Origin of the sequence: Empedobacter falsenii, assembly GCF_013488205.1 — a bacterium.
In the GTDB taxonomy this organism is placed as follows: domain Bacteria; phylum Bacteroidota; class Bacteroidia; order Flavobacteriales; family Weeksellaceae; genus Empedobacter; species Empedobacter falsenii_C.
Window position 1 is genome coordinate 83,300 of record NZ_CP040908.1, and the last position, 13,879, is coordinate 97,178.

Here is a 13,879-nt window from a genome sequence, read left to right on the forward strand (position 1 = left end):
GCGATCAATTGATCGCTTATTTTTTTATGTATAAATCTTTCATCAAATCTAAATCAACCTTTAAAATATCAGTTAAATAATTTTCGACTGAACCAAAATTCTTATTAATCGCTTCATAAGAGCTTTCCAAATATTCAGGTAAAACATCAATTAGATATTTATAATTCGGATCGATCTTTAAGATGTGTGCATATTTTTGTTCCAAAAAGATATTAGAAGCCAAGTAATCATCCATAATTGTATCTAAATCGACTTTCAAAGCAGATAAAATCATTGCTGTTGCAAATCCAGTTCGATCTTTTCCTGCAGTACAATGAAATAAAATTGGCGTTCTATTTTTATGTTGAATAATATCAAAAAAGCTTTTGTATTGCGTTTGACACGTCTTATCTAAAACAAAATCCTCGTAGATTTTACACATAAATTCTTTTGGATTTGAAATTCCAGCTTTGAATTGTTTCACTAAATTTTCGAAATGTCCAGAAGAAATATCCAAATGAACTTCGTGATTACAACTATTTGGAATGCGATCTTGATTTTTTAAACGTTCGTAAGTCGTGCGTAAATCAATAATTGTTCGAATTGGAAAATCGTTTAAAATCTCCAAATCATCATCTGTCAAATTTGCTAAATCATCAGATCGAATTAACAATCCTTTTCTAATGACTTCATTTTTTGTGTTAATTATTCCACCTAAATCTCTGCAATTAAATCCGCCTTCAAGTGGAAGAGTTCTTTGTTCGAGCGAGATTTCGCAAAAAGTATTTTCCATTTTCTGTTCGTTTTTTAGGTTATTTTTTAATATGTAAAAGTTAAGGTTAATTATTTAGTTATCATATTAAAATCGTATTAAAAAAAGTATAACTTTTTACTTTAACATTTTATTATTTTTATTCAATCTAAATTTATTTTATATTCGCATAGAATTAGAATAAATCTAAATAATCTGATGGGAGATAAAGTGAAAATTGCGAAGGAGAAGTTCATCTTAAAAAAGAAAGAATTTGTGACACCACATCTTATTCGCGTTCATTTGGAGAATGATGATGTTTCTTTTTTTAAGGATACAACGTTGGGCGGAACATGTAAATTACTTTTTCCACCGCTTGGAATCCGTGATATTCACTACGCTGAGTATGATGAAGAAAATCAAAAATGGATTTCGCCATCAGAAAAATTTAAACCAGTTTCTCGTACCTATACGTTGCGTGATATTGATGCAAAAAACAATGTGATTGTGATTGATATTGCAAATCATGGATTGAACGGTCCAGGATCGCGTTGGGCAAATGAGGCGAAAGTTGGAGATATGATTGGGGTTTCGATGAAGTCGAAAAAGAAAGACTTGGCTCCAAAAACAGATTTCATTTTCTTAGCTGCAGATTTAACAGGTTTGCCTGTAATTTCGGCAATTATAGAGTCTCTTCCTGCTAAAACAAACGGAATTGTTTGTGTGGAAGTGCCAACAGAAGATGATATTCACCAAATTGAAACAAAAGCAAATTTAGAATTTAAATGGATTGTGAATCAAAATGTAGGAAGTGGAACAGCTTTATATAGTTTGACGAAAAATCAGCAATTTCCGAAACGCAAAGATGGAAAACGTTTTGCTTATGTTGCGGGAGAATCTAAATCTGTAAAGGAAATAAAATCATTTTTTAAAGATGATTTAGAATGGAAAAAAGACGAATTTTATTGTACATCGCATTGGAAAGCAGGAAAAGCAGAGAAAAATGCATTAGAAAATTGTCACGATAAAATAGAACAAGAATTGTTGGTAAGAGTTTTCTAAAAACAAGAGGGATATTTAATCAAAAAGCTTTATCAGAAATGGTGAAGCTTTTTTTGATTATATAAGAATTGAAAAAACGGCTCAATTTTGAGCCGTTTTTTTGTTATTTTACTACTGCATTTACATTCTTCGCATTCCACCGCTTTCTCTTGGTCGGTCTCCATCTTCACCTTTTGTAGATTTTCCACCAAACTGATTTAAGTTGAATGTTAACGAGAACATCACAAAACGAGTCAGAATATTATTGCGTTGATCGATTGTTGATTCTGCTGTAATTGTACGCGTATAACTGTTATTTTGATTCAATAAATCGTAAACTTTAACACCAGCTTCCAATTTATCATCGAAGAAACGATACATCAAACTTGTATTCCACAAAAAGAAATCACGCTTGAAACCTGCTGCCATTCTCGAGTTATAATTGTAACTGAAATCATTTGTCCAAGTCAAATTTTTAGGAAAAGTAGAAATCGTTTTAATTCCAAAATTGTGCGTAATATTATTTTGATTGTCAATTGAGTAATTTACATATTTAGAATTTGTGAAGTTCAAACGATAAGAAGGTGAAATTGTTAAATAATCACCATAATCCCAATTTAATCTCAATGTAGGTGATAAAGTTGTATTGTATTGCTCATATTTCACCGCATCTCTAAAACCTTGCGTTAAAGCATAACTCGCAGACATTCCTACATTTACTCTAAATTTATTGATCCCTTTTTGATATTGTTTATTAAAGAAAAAGTTACCATTCAGACGATAATTTCCTTTTACATTTTCATACGTTGTAGTTCGTTTATAAATCGAATAATCCATTTCTGTATAATTCACAATATTCGATTCGTTGTACGTATAACCTAAGTTAGCGTTAAATCCTTGACGCGTTTTACGATCAAAATTGCTGAACATCAAATTGATTTGATGCGCTTTATTTGGATCAAGATCTGGGTTACCTTTGAAAACATCTAACGGATCAGTTTCATCTAAAATCGGTAAAACTTGTGATGTCGAAGCCAAACTTGTCTGATAATTATACATTAAAGACAGCGAGTTGTTTCCGCTTTGATAACGAATATTTCCCGAAATATCTGGCAAGGTTTTGTTTTGAGTTGAGCTGTAATCATCTGCTTTAAACGTTCCAAAATTTTGTTGATTATAGATATTTGCACCAAAACGTACAGTTGCCGAAATTTTATTTTTGTTCAGTAATAATTGTGCATATGGATTAAATTCATTCAATTTAGTTGAATAAAAACGCGTCAAATCATTGTTCAAATTGTCATATTCTCCCGTTACATCATTATAATTCCACGTTCTATTATTGGTTTCAGAATCGGTTAAATTATAAGCAGAACCAACAGCAATTTTCAAAGAATCTGTAATAGGATACGTATATTTTACATCAAAATTGTATTGATTATTCTTCGAAATATTTTTCTCATTGATGTTTCGATAAACATCCGCTATCGTATCATTTGTATATAATGTTGTTGAATTGATGAACGAATTTCGATCTGTTTTACCAATCGATATACTTGAATTAAAATCTAGATATGATTTATTTTTGAATTTCTGATTAAGTGATAATAATGTTTTAAATGTATTCGAATTTGATTTTCCATTCGATGTTTGATTCATTTGGTTTCTCAAGTCACCCAAATCTGAATATGTTTTACTATCCGAAATCGATGAATTTGTAGATGATGAATTACTAAATGATGGATAAAAATAAATTTTTGTGTTGTTTTTCGTCCATTCTAAATTTGTTCCAAAATTATGTCCATACGTTTCGTTTTTTGTTTTAGAATTTGCATCAGAAGTATAAATATTTTTAGGCGCAAAATTTTCGATGTGTTTGTATTGATCATTTTTTGAAAACGAATGATTCAAACGATAATCAGCTCCAATTTTCAAATTATCATTTAATTGATCGCTATAATTCAATCCAATCGAAGTATTTGTCGTTACTCCATCAGAACCTCTTCGTCCCATTCCGCCACGACCACGCGAACCTTCACCGCTTGTCATTCCAGAAGCCGCAATATCCGTTGAAGAACCAATTAAACTAATTTTCTTTTTACCTTTAAAATAATTTGCCATCAAATTGCCTTCGTAATGATTATCCGTTCCGTAACCCGCCGTGGCTTTGAGCATATAACCTTTCTTTTTATCTTCTTTCAAGGTAATGTTTAGCGAAGATTTATCCGATTTCGAACGTTCTCCAGAGAATTTTTCGTTCTTTGTTTTATAATCCGAAACCTGAATTTTTTTGATAATATCCGCAGGTAAATTTTCTAACGCAACTTTTCCATCTGTTCCAAAAAATGGTTCACCATCAATCAAAATCTCATTAACATCTTTTCCATTTACCGTAATATTTCCGCTATCATCCATTTCAAAACCTGGTAATTCTCTCAATAAAGCTTCCAAATTTGCATTCGGTTTTACTTTGTAAGAATCAGCATTATATTCGATTGTATCTTGTTTTACAACCATAGGTTCCACATTTGTCACCACAACTTCATCCAAATCATAAATCATCGGATTAATGATAATTGTTCCAAGATCAATATTGTTTTTGATCGATTCGAAACTTTGTTTGAAAACGCCTTCTAAAGGATCATCAATAATTAAATAAACAGGTTTATCTTGTAGATTAATTTCAATTTTGAACGTACCATCATCATTTGTAGATGTAGTAGAAATTTGTGTAGAATCGGCTTTATTGCCTAAAATAACTTCAGAATCAGTTAAAGGAAAATTAAGTACATCCGTTACTTTTCCAGTGACGGTAATCTTTTCTTGTCCAAAAGAAAAAATCGTAATCAAACTAAAAAGAAATGATAGAATATATTTTGTCATGAGATGAATTGGTTACTTCATCTGTTAGACATCAAATTTTGGGCAAAGTTTAATTTTGATTAAAGTTTTTTCCAACTTTTATCCGAAATTTTATTTAGATCAATTTCAGAAGTTGTTATAAAAAGTGGTGTAATCTCTACAATTCGCTTTACTTGAGTTGTTTTTAGGTTAGATTCTGGACAAAATGTTTCGATTAAAACAATTTTTTCTGAATCAGAAGAATTGGATTTATAAAGCGTTTTTTGAATTTTTTTATCAATTTTCCAATTTGTACAACTTCCAATACTATAATATTCGAAGGTTAAAAGTGGAAGAAATCCGAAGATAATTCCAAAGATAAATTTCATCACATTCATAAAACTCCATCCGTCTTTCTTTTTGATCGAAAGTAGAAAAAGCACATAAATACTAACTGCCGCAGCAAAAGTTAAAAGCTTTGGAAATAGTTTTGCAAAGTCATGATTCGCGAATTCTAAACTGATAAAATCTCCAATCAGAAAGTATCCAATAAACCATATAATAAAAATTGTACAGATGATTAAGATAATATTTCGAAGAGTTTTATTCATTTCGCTTTAAGGTTTGTGTGGTATAAATATAAAAATATTCCTGTCAATAGACAGGAATACTCATACTAAAATAGATTTATTTATAAGATTTCAATAAATTCTCTAAAATTTCGCAGGCACATTCAGCTAAGTTTGTACCTGGGCCAAAGATTGCATCTGCACCATTTTGATAAAGATAATCATAATCTTGACGCGGAATAACACCTCCGACTACGATATAAACATCATCTCTACCTAATTCTTTCAATTGCTTTACAACTTCCGGAACCAATGTTTTGTGACCTGCAGCCAAAGAAGAAATTCCTAAAATATGAACATCATTCTCTACAGCTTGCTTTGCAACTTCTGCTGGCGTTTGGAACAATGGGGAAATATCCACATCAAATCCCATATCCGCAAAAGAGGTTGCAACGACTTTTGCACCACGATCGTGACCGTCTTGTCCCATTTTTGCTACCATAATACGAGGGCGACGTCCGTCTTCTTCTGCAAACTCGTCAGCTAAATTACGAGCTTCCTCAAATTTATTCATTTTACCTGCTTCCATAGCATAAACTCCTTGAATTCCTCTTGTAATTGCTTTATGACGTCCAAAAACAGCTTCTAATGCATCAGAAATTTCACCTAACGTAACACGACGACGAGCCGCTTCGATAGATAATTCTAATAAATTTCCTTCGCCTGTTTCAGCAGCTTTTGTTAATTGCGCTAAAATATCTTGAACAGCTTCGCTATTACGCTCGGCCTTAATTTGATTTAATCGATCAATTTGTTTTTGACGAACTGCTGTGTTGTCAACTTCTAAAATTTCGAACTCTTGTTGTTCTAATTTCGAGCGATAAGCATTAACACCAACAATCGCAACTTCACCAGAATCAATTTTGGCTTGTTTTTTTGCAGCAGCTTCTTCAATACGCATTTTTGGAATTCCAGCTTCTATGGCTTGCGTCATTCCACCTAATTCACGAACTTCTTGAATATATTCCCACGCTTGATTTGCCATTTCATTTGTCAAAGATTCAATCATAAAACTTCCTCCAAAAGGATCAGCTGTTCTACAAATTTGAGTTTCTTCTTGTAAAATGATTTGTGTATTACGTGCAATACGCGCCGAGAAATCTGTTGGTAAAGCAATTGCTTCGTCCAATGCATTGGTATGCAAAGATTGTGTTCCACCTAATGCAGCAGCTAAGGCTTCGATTGCTGTACGACCAATATTGTTATAAGGTTCTTGCTCTGTTAAACTCCAACCAGAAGTCTGACAGTGCGTTCTCAACATTAATGATTTTTTATTTTGAGGCTCAAATTCTTGCATCAATTTTGCCCATAACATACGAGCAGCTCTCATTTTTGCAATTTCTTGAGGAAAATTCATTCCAATCGCCCAGAAAAATGATAAACGAGGAGCGAAGTCATCAACTTTCAATCCTGCTTCCAAACCAGTTTTTACATATTCGTAACCATCTGCAAGCGTATAAGCCATTTCCAAAACAGGTGTAGCTCCAGCTTCTTGCATGTGATAACCCGAAATAGAAATCGAATTGAAACGAGGTATTTTTTGAGAAGTATATTCGAAAATATCTGCAATAATTTTCATCGAAGGAGTTGGCGGATAAATGTATGTATTACGCACCATAAACTCTTTCAAAATATCATTCTGAATGGTCCCAGAAAGTTGATCTTGCGAAACGCCTTGTTCTTCAGCCGCTACAATGTAGAAAGCTAAAATAGGAAGAACAGCTCCGTTCATTGTCATCGAAACCGAAATTTTATCCAAAGGAATTTCATTGAACAAAATCTTCATATCTTCTACAGAATCTATTGCAACGCCAGCTTTACCTACATCTCCTACAACGCGCTCGTGATCTGAGTCGTATCCTCGGTGAGTAGCCAAATCAAAAGCAACTGAAAGTCCTTTTTGACCAGCAGCTAAATTTCTTTTGTAAAAAGCATTTGATTCTTCAGCAGTAGAAAAACCTGCATATTGGCGAATTGTCCAAGGTTGACGAACATACATAGTCGTATAAGGACCACGTAAATATGGTGCAACTCCGGGTAGAAAGTTAATCTGTTTCAGATCTTTTACATCATCGTAATTGTAATCACTTTTGACTTGTAAACTATCTAATTCAAATGACTCTATATGTGATGGATTAGAATTTAGATTTCGTTTAAATCTTAAATTCGAAAAATCTGTTTTGTGATTCATCTTGCTAAGATAAATAATTATCCATTAGATTTTATAAAATCACCAATTTTTGAAACTGCTTTTTTCAACTTTTTGTCAACAAAAGTTGAAAAAACATTTTAATCGAGTTTTTTGGTAAAATTATTGATTGAATTTGATTATCAATAAATTAAAAACGCACAAAAAATAATTATTATGAAGTTAGATTTTAACAATAAAAGCATTCCAGAAATTTTAAGTGAATTTCAGGATAAAAATACCTTTCAATGGCAAAATGATATTTTTGATTTGATGAAAAAGATCGATTCAAAAGAAGAAAAAGTTAATTTCCATTATTCGAGAGAAGATAATGTTTATATATCAAATTTTGATCCTCGATTTGTGAATGAAACATTTCATTCGTTAAATAATTTTTTAGGATTGAAAAAAGGAGATTCTACACTTTTAAGTTCATCGGTTTTAGAAAATGAAGGAGAAATTTTATTGGTTCAAGCCATAGAAGGAGGTTTTGATTTGTATTGTCATGAAGATTCGGATAAAGTGAAGATTCCATTAACAGACGAAAGTCAAGACGAAATAGGATACGCATTAAATTATGCTTATTTGACAAAGAAACAGATTGAAAACTCTTTTGAAGATTTAGCAAGAATCGAAAAAATTGCAATCGAAAGTGATGATTTGTCAGATGATTTGAAAAGTAAATTGAATGATCAAACGAAAACAACTTTTTATCAAGTTTTTACCGCGAATGGGTTTCCGATTGCAGTAAAAAAAATAGATGAAACAGATTATACTGTTTTAGATAAAATAGAACTTTCGGAAGATGAAAAAGGTAATTTAGTCTTGAATTCGCCTTACGAAAAAGAATCACTAAATTTATATAGACAGGCTGTTGTTTCGGATGATCAGAAAAAGTTTAGATGGATTTCTAGAAATGAGTGTAAGTTGAATGGGAAAGATGTGGTGAATTTAGAATTGATCGAAGAGAAATTAAAACCATATATAGATTATAATTTTATTGTGATTGCTTTTCCGAAAAAAGGATCTACAGAAGATGTAATTTCTTTGGTAATAGAAAGTCGATTTGCAGAACATGTTGATATTCCAAAAAGTGAATTAGAATCTTATGAAGTTCCGCAACAAACATTTTTTATCGGAGATTTCCCGAAAAGTAATGATAAAGCAGCTATTAGAGCAGAATTAATTAGATTGTTGAAAGAATCTAACGAAAATAATTAATTAAAAAAGGGATACGATGTCATCGTATCCCTTTTTTAATTTAAGCAATAAACAATTTTTAGTATTGAATATCAATTAAAGATTTTAACGGAATCAAAACTCCATTCTTAATTTGTAAAAATTTATCCGTAACAGACCAAACAGTCGTCTCAATTTTCTTAGGACCTTGATCTGTCTGAAATGTAATATATGCTTTCGATTTGAATTCGTTTCCTAATCTTACTGCACCATTCAATTTGTTTGCCTCTACCGTTACTTCGTCTTTTGGCGCGTCTAAAAATTTATAGTTTCTTACTTCTTCTTTTTCGATAAGTTCTGCTTTCATCATTTTTTTAAATTTTGGTTAATTTAATCTTCCATAACACATGTATGAAATTAATCATATTTTTCAATAAACCATAATTTTCGTCATATTTTTTTGAACTTAATTAGAATTATTCAAAATACAGACCAAAATCAATTTTATGAAATTAAAATTTCATTAGAATATTAATCTTTTCTTCAACATATTAATCTGAAATAATATTATAGAAATCACTAAATTTGCAGAATGTCAGACGAAAAGAAATTTAAATCCGGTTTTGTAAACATCATAGGAAATCCAAATGTTGGAAAATCTACTTTGATGAATATGTTGATGAAAGAGCGTTTGGTTATCGCAACACACAAAGCGCAAACTACGCGTCATCGTATCAAAGGTATTTTGACAGGAGAAGATTATCAGATTGTATTTTCGGATACGCCTGGTGTTTTGGATCCTGCTTATGAGCTGCAAACAAAAATGATGGATGCAGTTAATGAATCGTTGGTGGATGCTGATGTGATTCTTTATGTTGTAGAAATTGGAGAAAAACGATTGAAAAATGAACAAGTTTTCGAACGTCTGCAAAAAACATCTACACCAATTATTTTATTGTTGAATAAAATTGATACAGCTACGCCGGATCGATTGAATGAAGCGGTAGAATATTGGCACGAATTATTGCCAAAAGCAGAGATTTTACCTATTTCGGCAAAAGAAAACGTGAATGTAGATTTGTTGATTAATAAGATCAAAGCAATTATTCCAGAAGGGCCACAATATTATCCAGAAGATCAATTAACAGACCGTTCGGAGCGTTTTATTGTAAACGAAGTAATTCGTGAAAAGATTTTATTAAACTATCAAAAAGAGATTCCATATTCTGTTGAGGTAGTAACAGAGCGTTTCAAAGAAGATTTGAATTTAATTTCTATCGAAGCTGAAATTTTTGTAGAACGCGATTCTCAGAAAGGAATTATTATTGGACATAAAGGAGAGTCTTTATCGAAAGTAGGAAAAGAAGCAAGAGAAGAGTTAGAAAAATTCTTTGATAAAAAAGTATTCTTGAAACTTTTCGTGAAAGTGCGAAAAGATTGGAGAAGCAAAGAGAATGATTTGCGTCGTTTTGGTTATTAAAAACGGTTAAAAAATAGATAAGTCTTGAGAAATCAAGACTTTTTTTGTGGCTTTACCTAAATTTTAGTTGTAAATTTATAGAACAAAATCTATTCTAGAATTTAATTATTATGGCTAAAATATTATTTCCAACCGATTTTTCGGAAACAGCAAACAATGCTTTTTTGTATGCGTTAAACCTTGCAAAAGTTCTTAAAACAGATATTAAGTTAGTTTCTGTACAATCAAATCTTAAAAATTATCTTGAAGTTACAGAAGAAAACTTCGAAAATTATATCAATAAACTTAAAAATATTGCAAAAGAAAATAACCTTGAACATGTAAAAATAGAGAGTTCTTTGGTTGTTGGCGATTTGTTGTTGATGATTTTGGATATTATCAACAAAGATGATATACAATATGTGGTGATGGGAACGAATGGACAAAATAGTTTAGGCAAAAAGTTTTTTGGCTCTAATACCGTAAATGTCATTAACAATTCGCCTGCGCCTGTGTTGGTTGTTCCAAATAATGTAAAATTTAAAGAAGAAAGAAATTTTGCTTATGCTACATTGTTTAATCAAAAAGAGACAAAAGCTTTGGCGCAAATGGAAGAAGTGACAAAACGTTACGATAAATTGTTAAACATTGTACATGTTGATGATAAATCGATTACTCCACAAATGTTAAGCGTTAAAAAAGAATGGGAAGAAGAATATCCTGAAGCGATAATTACAATTGAACCGAGCAAAGATGTAGAAGGTGGTTTAATCAATTATTGTACGAAAAATAACATTGATGTATTAGGTGTTGTTCACCGTGAATTATCATCTTTCGAAAGATTATTTACAATCAATCATAGCCAACGATTATTGTCGAGTGCAAATGTAGCGTTATTGGTTTTTCAGGAAAGTAAATAAATTAAAAACATAAAACTTAGAGCGGAGAATTCTCCGCTTTTTTGATTGGCTAAATTTTTGCAACAAATTTCTCAAAACACTTTTATGACGGAACTTCAGAAAATACAAAACCTCAAAAAACATAAAGCTATTGCGACAGGATTATTCATTTTGATGGCTTTTATTTACTTTTTGATGGTTTATCTAAGTCAACATTCACCTGCGAAATGGATTGGATATGTGGAAGCATTTGCCGAAGCAGCAATGGTTGGTGCACTTGCCGATTGGTTTGCGGTTACGGCTTTGTTCAAATATCCGCTTGGACTTAAAATTCCGCATACAAATTTGATCGAAAATAGTAAAAATTCGATTGGAGATAATTTGGGACAGTTTGTAACTGAGAATTTTTTGACACCATCTACAATTCGTCCATATATCGAGAAATTAGAAGTTGTAAAATACGCAGCAGATTGGTTGAATAAACCTACGAATCAAGAAATGTTGCAAGAAGAATTGATTAATTTCTCCAAGAAAATTGTCAAAGATTTAGATGATAAAGATGTCGTTGATTTTATAACCTTGAAAGGTGATGAAATTTTGAAACAATTTGATTTACCTGAATTAGTATCATCAAGTTTAGAGTATATTTTAGAAAAGGAAAAACACGACGAAATTTTAGAAGCAATCATTCCAAAAGCGAAAGAGTATATTTTAGAAAGTGATTTGATTATTAAAGATAAATTAAATGAAAAACATCCTGTCATTTCATTTTTTGCTGGTAAAAAAATATCGAAAGGAGTAGTGGAAGGCGTGGTTAGTTTTTTGGATGAGGTTGAAGCGGACAAAGAGCATCCAATTCGTCATAATATCGAACGAATTATCCGAGAAAATATTCAGAATATAAAAGAATCTCCCGATTGGAAATTTAGGTTAGAATCGCTTCGAGATGATTTTATCACAAAAGAACGATTGAATGATTATGCTTTGGATTTGTGGTTGGCGATTAAACAAAATTTGACCGAAAGTTTTGATGATGAAAATTCTGCGATGCAAGTTTACATTAAGAAAAACATTAAAAAGTTGACCGAAAATTTGAACGATAACCAAGAAATGATAGATAAGATTAATGGTTGGGTGCGTCATTTTATTTACCGTATGATTTTACGAAATGTCAAAGAGGTTGAAAGTTTGATTAGTAATACAGTTGATAAATGGGAAGGAAAAGAGTTGAGCGAAAAGCTAGAATTGGAAGTTGGGAAAGACTTGCAATTTATTCGGATTAACGGAACGTTGGTTGGAGGACTTGTTGGTTTAGTTATTTACACGATTACGCAATTGGTATTTCATTAAGATATAAAAGCTCGAGAATCTCTCGAGCTTTTTCAATTAACAACTATAAATATTACTTAACTAAATTAAGTTTTTCATCTGCTTTCCAAATTCTATATTCTAAAGTATAGCCTTTTGGTACGTAAACTACGATTGGTAATTTGCTATTGTAACGCGTTTGAATAGATTGTGCGTGTACAATTTTTTCGACAGATTTATTGTCAAAACATCCCATTAAAGTTCCTCCAACGTTACCGTTTGATTCGAAATTGAAATAATCATAACCCCAACCATCAACAGTTTTTTGTTCGAAGGCTCCTGCTAAGAAAAAATGATTACAAGAATCAACCAATGTTTTTTTACCTGCGAAAATTTCTACACTATAATTATCTTCGTTAGGTAAAGTTTTCAACGTGATAATTTTTTGTTCATATCCATCTTTTGCTTTTGGATACATTGAATAATCTATTTTCATATTTTTTTGCGCGAATGTTACCATAACCATTAATAATGCTAAAACGCTAAATACTTTTCTAAGTTTCATACTAATTTGATTTTATTTTATTTGTTTTCTATTAGTAAGATGCAAAAGTTAGGTGAATGGTTGTGTGAGGGAATGTTAAATTTTTGTGAAATAAAAAAAGACAATCAAATTGATTGTCTTTTTTGCTCCTCCTCTTGGGCTCGAACCAAGGACCCTCTGATTAACAGTCAGATGCTCTAACCAACTGAGCTAAGGAGGAGTATCGTTATCGATATTGTGTTGCAAATATAGAGCAAATTTTATTACTTCCAAATCTTAAAAGTATTTTTTTTCGTTCTACAAGTCGCATTAATAGGCAACTCTTTGAAAATGAATCAGAAATAATTCAAAAAAATTATTCATAATGACGAAAAATTCCTTGTTGTGTTGCCGTCCACAATGGTGCTTCTTTATTTGCTGCTTTTAGCGCGCTTGCTGCCCACGTATTACACGTAAAAAATAAGCTATAACTTCCTTTTGCTTCGTAAAACGAATCACTATCTCCATAAACAGCATCCGTTTTTATTAATTCGACTTTGTTATTTTTATCTAAATCAAATGATTGCTTGATGTAAACAATTAATTTTTGATATTCCTCTAAGCTCATGTTTACTTTTTTACAATCTTCTCCCAACGTCATTTTATCATAAAAAGTAGTATGCATCGCCGAATCTCCCAACCAAAATGCAGCGTTGAAAGCAGTAGAAAATTTCAAATCTTTCCATTCTGGTGTATCCAAATAGAAACCTTTATCACCCCAACCAAAGGCAATATATTTGTATTCTTTTTTCGATTTCGTATCCGAAAAAGGCACAAAAGTCGACCAATCAATCGCTTCAGATTTTACTGGAACCACAATATCTGTATGTACGCCATTTGTCAAAATATAAGCTGTAATTTGATCATTAGGCTTTTCTTTTTGCTTATTTACTGGAATTAATGGCAGCAAAACTACTGCAAGTAAATACACCACAATTAGTAAAACTAAAGCTCCTAAAGTTTTGAGTAGAATTCGGAAGATTTTTTTCATAGTATTTTGTTGTGTAACGAATATAAAACAA

12 protein-coding genes and 1 tRNA gene are annotated in these 13,879 nt (G+C 31.5%); 5 read left to right on the forward strand and 8 right to left on the reverse strand.

What is annotated here, in order from left to right; genetic code table 11:
- Positions 1 to 16 precede the first annotated feature (16 nt).
- Positions 17 to 772, reverse strand: coding sequence for a tyrosine-protein phosphatase (locus FH779_RS00400; protein WP_180905662.1), 756 nt, complete (start codon positions 770 to 772; stop codon positions 17 to 19).
- A 177-nt stretch (positions 773 to 949) separates the two neighbouring features.
- Here FH779_RS00400 and FH779_RS00405 point away from each other — a divergent pair, with 177 nt between their 5' ends.
- Complete coding sequence (locus tag FH779_RS00405) at positions 950 to 1,792, forward strand: siderophore-interacting protein (RefSeq protein ID WP_180905663.1); 843 nt, start codon at positions 950 to 952, stop codon at positions 1,790 to 1,792.
- Positions 1,793 to 1,912: 120 nt separating this feature from the next.
- On the opposite strand, the gene FH779_RS00410 is transcribed toward FH779_RS00405, so the two are convergent.
- The 3 genes from FH779_RS00410 to scpA form a co-directional block, all read right to left on the reverse strand.
- The gene (locus tag FH779_RS00410) at positions 1,913 to 4,654 is read right to left on the reverse strand and encodes an outer membrane beta-barrel protein (protein ID WP_180905664.1); all 2,742 of its coding nucleotides are present in this window, start codon (positions 4,652 to 4,654) and stop codon (positions 1,913 to 1,915) included.
- Positions 4,655 to 4,713: 59 nt separating this feature from the next.
- Entirely contained in the window at positions 4,714 to 5,223 is a 510-nt protein-coding gene (locus tag FH779_RS00415; RefSeq protein ID WP_038334805.1) for a hypothetical protein, read from the reverse strand.
- Positions 5,224 to 5,299: 76 nt separating this feature from the next.
- Positions 5,300 to 7,432, reverse strand: a complete 2,133-nt coding sequence (gene scpA / locus FH779_RS00420) for a methylmalonyl-CoA mutase (protein WP_114998354.1) — start codon at positions 7,430 to 7,432, stop codon at positions 5,300 to 5,302.
- Positions 7,433 to 7,606: 174 nt separating this feature from the next.
- Between scpA and FH779_RS00425 the strand changes: the two genes are divergently transcribed.
- A complete protein-coding gene (locus FH779_RS00425; protein ID WP_114998352.1) occupies positions 7,607 to 8,650 on the forward strand; it encodes a hypothetical protein in 1,044 nt (347 codons plus the stop codon).
- 58 nt (positions 8,651 to 8,708) lie between these two features.
- On the opposite strand, the gene FH779_RS00430 is transcribed toward FH779_RS00425, so the two are convergent.
- The gene (locus tag FH779_RS00430; protein WP_038334819.1) at positions 8,709 to 8,978 is read right to left on the reverse strand and encodes a hypothetical protein; all 270 of its coding nucleotides are present in this window, start codon (positions 8,976 to 8,978) and stop codon (positions 8,709 to 8,711) included.
- 222 nt (positions 8,979 to 9,200) lie between these two features.
- Between FH779_RS00430 and era the strand changes: the two genes are divergently transcribed.
- The 3 genes from era to FH779_RS00445 all read left to right on the forward strand — a co-directional run bounded on the left by era (position 9,201) and on the right by FH779_RS00445 (position 12,316).
- Entirely contained in the window at positions 9,201 to 10,088 is an 888-nt protein-coding gene (era, locus tag FH779_RS00435; RefSeq protein WP_038334822.1) for a GTPase Era, read from the forward strand.
- A 110-nt stretch (positions 10,089 to 10,198) separates the two neighbouring features.
- Positions 10,199 to 10,987 (forward strand): universal stress protein, encoded by a 789-nt coding sequence (locus tag FH779_RS00440; RefSeq protein WP_180905665.1) that lies wholly within the window; start codon positions 10,199 to 10,201, stop codon positions 10,985 to 10,987.
- An 84-nt stretch (positions 10,988 to 11,071) separates the two neighbouring features.
- Positions 11,072 to 12,316 (forward strand): DUF445 domain-containing protein, encoded by a 1,245-nt coding sequence (locus FH779_RS00445; protein WP_038334830.1) that lies wholly within the window; start codon positions 11,072 to 11,074, stop codon positions 12,314 to 12,316.
- Positions 12,317 to 12,368: 52 nt separating this feature from the next.
- Here FH779_RS00445 and FH779_RS00450 read toward each other — a convergent pair whose 3' ends face one another.
- The 3 genes from FH779_RS00450 to FH779_RS00460 form a co-directional block, all read right to left on the reverse strand.
- Positions 12,369 to 12,839, reverse strand: coding sequence for an ecotin family protein (locus tag FH779_RS00450; RefSeq protein ID WP_180905666.1), 471 nt, complete (start codon positions 12,837 to 12,839; stop codon positions 12,369 to 12,371).
- Between the two features lie 125 nt (positions 12,840 to 12,964).
- Positions 12,965 to 13,038: transfer RNA gene (locus tag FH779_RS00455), tRNA-Asn, on the reverse strand.
- A gap of 135 nt (positions 13,039 to 13,173) precedes the next feature.
- A complete protein-coding gene (locus FH779_RS00460) occupies positions 13,174 to 13,848 on the reverse strand; it encodes a TIGR02117 family protein (RefSeq protein WP_180905667.1) in 675 nt (224 codons plus the stop codon).
- Between the last annotated feature and the right edge of the window lie 31 nt (positions 13,849 to 13,879).

Excerpts from the sequence above, each read along its gene's own strand:
- FH779_RS00400 (WP_180905662.1), bottom strand. The coding sequence starts at position 772 with ATGGAAAATACTTTTTGCGAAATCTCGCTCGAACAAAGAACTCTTCCA.
- FH779_RS00405 (WP_180905663.1), top strand. The coding sequence starts at position 950 with ATGGGAGATAAAGTGAAAATTGCGAAGGAGAAGTTCATCTTAAAAAAG.
- FH779_RS00410 (WP_180905664.1), bottom strand. The coding sequence starts at position 4,654 with ATGACAAAATATATTCTATCATTTCTTTTTAGTTTGATTACGATTTTT.
- FH779_RS00415 (WP_038334805.1), bottom strand. The coding sequence starts at position 5,223 with ATGAATAAAACTCTTCGAAATATTATCTTAATCATCTGTACAATTTTT.
- scpA (WP_114998354.1), bottom strand. The coding sequence starts at position 7,432 with ATGAATCACAAAACAGATTTTTCGAATTTAAGATTTAAACGAAATCTA.
- FH779_RS00425 (WP_114998352.1), top strand. The coding sequence starts at position 7,607 with ATGAAGTTAGATTTTAACAATAAAAGCATTCCAGAAATTTTAAGTGAA.
- FH779_RS00430 (WP_038334819.1), bottom strand. The coding sequence starts at position 8,978 with ATGATGAAAGCAGAACTTATCGAAAAAGAAGAAGTAAGAAACTATAAA.
- era (WP_038334822.1), top strand. The coding sequence starts at position 9,201 with ATGTCAGACGAAAAGAAATTTAAATCCGGTTTTGTAAACATCATAGGA.
- FH779_RS00440 (WP_180905665.1), top strand. The coding sequence starts at position 10,199 with ATGGCTAAAATATTATTTCCAACCGATTTTTCGGAAACAGCAAACAAT.
- FH779_RS00445 (WP_038334830.1), top strand. The coding sequence starts at position 11,072 with ATGACGGAACTTCAGAAAATACAAAACCTCAAAAAACATAAAGCTATT.
- FH779_RS00450 (WP_180905666.1), bottom strand. The coding sequence starts at position 12,839 with ATGAAACTTAGAAAAGTATTTAGCGTTTTAGCATTATTAATGGTTATG.
- FH779_RS00460 (WP_180905667.1), bottom strand. The coding sequence starts at position 13,848 with ATGAAAAAAATCTTCCGAATTCTACTCAAAACTTTAGGAGCTTTAGTT.